This is a genomic window from Streptomyces mesophilus, assembly GCF_011044995.1.
In the GTDB taxonomy this organism is placed as follows: Bacteria; Actinomycetota; Actinomycetes; order Streptomycetales; family Streptomycetaceae; genus Streptomyces; species Streptomyces mesophilus.
In genome coordinates, this window is the sequence record NZ_JAAKZW010000372.1 from 1 (window position 1) to 4,742 (window position 4,742).

At 73.8% G+C, this 4,742-nt stretch carries 2 protein-coding genes and 1 pseudogene; all 3 read left to right on the forward strand.

The window, feature by feature from the left end; all coding sequences use genetic code 11:
• Window positions 1-236 precede the first annotated feature (236 nt).
• The gene (locus G6045_RS39280; protein ID WP_165337036.1) at window positions 237-1,682 is read left to right on the forward strand and encodes an aldehyde dehydrogenase family protein; all 1,446 of its coding nucleotides are present in this window, start codon (window positions 237-239) and stop codon (window positions 1,680-1,682) included.
• Between the two features lie 62 nt (window positions 1,683-1,744).
• Window positions 1,745-3,868, forward strand: coding sequence for a serine/threonine-protein kinase (locus tag G6045_RS39285; RefSeq protein ID WP_165337037.1), 2,124 nt, complete (start codon window positions 1,745-1,747; stop codon window positions 3,866-3,868).
• A 178-nt stretch (window positions 3,869-4,046) separates the two neighbouring features.
• Window positions 4,047-4,742, forward strand: a pseudogene (locus G6045_RS39290) (hypothetical protein); the annotation flags it as partial.

Genomic DNA, 4,742 nt, shown 5'->3' on the forward strand with positions numbered 1-4,742 from the left:
TCCCGAAACCGGGGCTCCGCCCCGGACCCCGCATCCGAACTTCGTTCGGATCCTGCTCAAACGCCGCAGGGGCTGGGATTGCCCCTCGGGCCGGGATTGCCCCTCGGGCCGGGATTGCCCCTCGGGATAAATGGTTCACCCGACTCGTACACCCCGGACAAAGGCCGACCGGCATGTACGCCCCTACGGTGGGAAGCGACCCCACATACTGCTTCACCACGCGGAAGGGCCCGGCCATGACCGAAACCCATGCCTTCTGGCTCGCCGGCCGCCAGGCCACCGGCGAGACCACCCTCGATGTCACCTCTCCCTGGGACGGCCGCACCGTCGCCGTGGTGAGCGTGCCGACCGATGCCCAGGTCGAGGAGGCGGTGGCCGCCGCGTATGCCGTACAGGACGAGTTCGCCGCGACGCCCGCCCACGTACGGGCCGAGGCGCTCGACCACGTCAGCCGCCGTCTCAAGGAGCGCACCGAGGACATCGCCCGGCTGATCTCCGCCGAGAACGGCAAGCCCATGAAGTGGGCCCGTGGCGAGGTCGGCCGTGCCGTCTCCGTGTTCCGTTTCGCCGCCGAGGAGGCCCGGCGCTTCAACGGCGGCGAGGCCCAGCGCCTCGACACCGACGCCGGCGGCCAGGGCCGTCTCGCCCTGACCCGCCGTTTCCCCAAGGGCGTCGTGCTCGGCATCGCACCGTTCAACTTCCCGCTGAACCTGTGCGCCCACAAGATCGCCCCGGCCATCGCGGTCGGCACCCCGATCATCCTCAAGCCGGCCCCGGCCACCCCGCTCAGCGGCCTGCTCCTCGGTGAGCTGCTCGCCGAGACCGAGCTGCCGGCCGGTTCGTGGTCGGTCCTGCCGGTCGCCAACGACCACATGCCGCAGCTGGTGCAGGACGAGCGTCTGCCCGTCATCTCCTTCACGGGCTCCGACAAGGTCGGTTACGCGATCATGGACTCGGTCCCGCGCAAGCACCTGACCCTGGAGCTCGGCGGCAACGGCGCGGCGGTCGTCCTCGCGGACTTCGCGTCCGACGAGGACCTGGACTGGGCGGCGACCCGTATCGCCACCTTCTCCAACTACCAGGGCGGCCAGTCCTGCATCTCGGTCCAGCGCGTCATCGTCGACGAGTCGCTGCACGACCGCCTGCTTCCCCGCATCGTCAAGGCCGTCGAGGCCCAGGTCACCGGCGACCCGTCCGACGACAAGACCGACGTCGGCCCGCTGGTCAGCGAGGACGCCGCCCGTCGCGTCGAGTCCTGGGTCGACGAGGCCGTGAAGGCCGGCGCCCAGCTGGCCACCGGCGGCCGGCGCGACGGCGCCTCGTACGCGCCGACCGTTCTCACCGACGTCCCGGCCGACGTGACGATCTCCTGCGAGGAGGTCTTCGGACCGGTCCTCACCGTGCAGAAGGTGAGCGGTGAGGAGGCGGCCTTCGCGGCGGTCAACGAGTCCAAGTACGGCCTGCAGGCAGGCGTGTTCACGCACAACGTGCAGGCCGCGTTCCGCGCGCACCGCGCCCTCGAGGTCGGCGGCGTGATCGTCGGCGACGTCCCCTCGTACCGCGCGGACCAGATGCCGTACGGCGGCGCCAAGCAGTCCGGCGTCGGCCGCGAGGGCGTCCGCTTCGCCATGGACGACTACACGTACGAGCGCGTGATGGTCTTCACCGGCATCCAGCTCTAGTACGTGAGAGCGGTGGAACTCCCGCTACTGAGGCGGGAGTTCCGCTGCCACCATGGCGCTCCATGGGGGAGCAAGGGCAGCACATCGGGCCGTATCGCCTCGTCGCCACGCTCGGTGAGGGAGGTATGGGGGCGGTCTACCTGGCGCGGGAGGCAGGCGGCCGGGGGCGCGCCGTCGCCGTCAAGGTGCTGCGGCCCGAACTCGCCCGTGACCAGGGCATGGTGCGCCGTTTCCGGCGCGAGGCGGACACCGCTTCGTCCGTACGGGGACGGGGTGTGGCGCGGCTGCTCGGGTACGACCTGGACGGACCGTTGCCCTGGATCGCCGCCGAGTTCCTGGCCGGTCCGACGCTGCACGAAGCGGTCGGCTTCTGCGGTCCGTTCGACGAGGCGGGTGCGCGGGCGCTCGGGGTCCATCTGGCCCGCGCGCTGACCGTGATCCACGGTGCCGGTCTGGTGCACCGGGACCTGAAGCCCTCGAACATCGTGCTCACCCGCGACGGCCCCCGCATCATCGACTTCGGCATCGCCCGGCCCGAGTACGGCCTCACCCTCACCGACCCCGGCACGGCGCCCGCGACCCCCGGATACGCGCCTCCCGAGCAGGTGACCGGACGCCGCACCGGCCCGGCGGCGGACGTGTTCTCGCTCGGCGCGGTGCTCGCGTTCGCCTGCACGGGCCGGGCCCCGTTCGGCGCGGGCCATCCCGCTGCCGTCAACTTCCGTGTCGTACACGAGAATCCGGACCTCACCGGGGTGCCGTCCGCGCTGCTCGGACCGCTTGGCGCATGCCTTGCCAAGGACTCGGCGGCCCGCCCCACGCCCGAGCGGCTGGCCTCGGTGCTCGGGAAGCCGGGCGACCTGCCGTGGCGGAGCGGACCCCTGCACGGCGAGATCGAGCGGCGCACCCGCGAGGCCGAGCGTGCCCTCGCGCTCGCCCGTGCGCAGGACCGTCCGCCGGGCCGGCCTTCGCGCAGGCGGGTCCTGTCGGCGGCCACAGCTGTCGTGGCCACCGGTGGCGGGCTCACCTGGTGGCTGCGACGGGGCGAACCCGAAGGCCCCCGTATCAGCGACAGCGGTGTCCCCTACGCCGAGCCGCTCGCGAACCCCCGACCCGGCGCCGTGCCCGACGCGTTGTGGAAGGCGGACGGCATCCACCCGGACGGCCCGGACCCCGTCGCCGTGGACCGGGTCGTCGTCGCCGCGTCCGGCGGCGGGCTCGCCGCGTGGCGCCAGCACACGGGGGAGCGCGCGTGGTCCTGGCCCGGCAACGGCGCGCCCGTACGCCATGGCCCGCTGCTCGCCGCGGACCGGGCGCTGTTCGTCGTGACCCGCGGCGGATGGCTGACCGCGCTCGACGCCCGCAGCGGCGCGGTGCAGTGGGACACGCGGGAGGCCGGGGCGGAGCAGGCTCTCGCCGTCGACCCCGTGCACGTCTATGTCCTGGATCGCGGGCGGCGGGTGGCGGCCGTATCGCCGCGCACCCGCAAGGTGCGCTGGCGTTCCCGGGCGCCCCTCGCCTCCACCGGGCCCGTCGGCGCCGCGGTCGCGGACGGCCGGCTCCTGGTCTGTACGCGTGAGGGGCAGGGCGTGGCCTTCGACGTGCTGAGCGGCGAGGTGCGGTGGAGCGAGGACTTCGGGCCCGTGAAGCCGTACGTCGCGGACGTCGGTCTGGTGCCGGCCGTGCACGAGGACGCGTTCTGCGTGGGCGGTGACCGGATGGTGGTGGTCGACGCCGCGGACGGCCGGCAGCGCTGGACGCAGGACCACGACAGCCTGGCGGTGCAGCGCTCCTGGGGAGCCCCGGCGGTGGTGGACGGCAAGCTGTACGCGCCGCGTCCCGCGCTCGTCTCGCGCGAGCTGCTCTGCCTGGAGGTCGCCGACGGCTCGCGGGTGTGGACCACGGACGTCGGGTACGCCGAGAGCGAGTTCATCAAGGACGATCTGCTGCCGGTGCAGGCGGTCGTCCGCGAGGGCGAAGCCCTGTACGTACCGCTCGGCGTCGACCGGCGGGGCCATGTGGACCGCGAGCACGACCTGGGCGTGGCCGTCCTCGACGCGTCCTCGGGGGCCAAGCTGTGGGTGCTCAACGACGATTCCGCCGCGGCCGGTTGGCGCCTTGCGGCGGCCGCGGGGCGGGTGTTCGTGGCGCGCGGCACCCAGCTGCGCGCGATGCCCACGTGGTGAGAGGTCGCTCGCGTGGCGTGTGCGTCGCAGGGGGCTTTCCCCTCAGGGGCAGGGGACTTTCCCCTCGGAGGTACGAGGCGGCCGGGGCTCACGAATCCGGCATTCCGCGGCTACCCTGCCGTGGGTGCGCGCCGATCCTGGCCGGGGGGCGGGAGGTGTGCGCTCGGGGGAGCTGTTCATGGAAGACCTGCACCTTGGCGATCCGCGTGCCCTGGGTCCGTACCGGCTGCTCGCCGTGCTCACGGAGGCGGGCGGGGAGCGCCGGTATCTCGCGCACGGGCCGGATGTGCCGGGACATGTCGAAGTCACCCTGGTCCAGAGCGCGTTGGCGCACTCCGCCGAGCTGCTGCGGGCCGCCGAAGGGCCCGGCCTGGTCGCGTACGTCGACGCCGCGTGCGACGAGGACCCGCCCTGGCTCGTCTGCCGGTACGTCCCCGCACTGACCCTCGCCGATGTGCGCGGCCTCCTGTACGGCGGGCTGCCCGAGGCGGCCGTACGCGGCATCGGCGCGACGCTGGCCGGTGCGCTGGCGCGGCTGCACGCGCTGGGCGCGGCACATGGCGCGGTGACGCCCGACGGGGTGCTGCTCGGTGCGTCGGGTGCGCGGCTCGTACGGCCCCGGGGGTCGGGCAGCCCGGCGGACGACGTGGCCGCACTCGCCGCGGTACTCGACGACGCGGCCGCCGGGCGCGCACCGGACCGCGAGCTGCTCGACCGCTGCCGGCAGCCGGACCGTGAACTGCGGCCGTCCGCAGTGGAGTTGGCCGTGCATTGGGCCGCGCAGGGCTCGTACGCCTTGCCGGCGCGTCTGGTGGGGGCGCTGGCGCGGGAGGCGGAGCAGGCGCTGGAGCGGGAGGCCGGGCCTGTGGGGGAG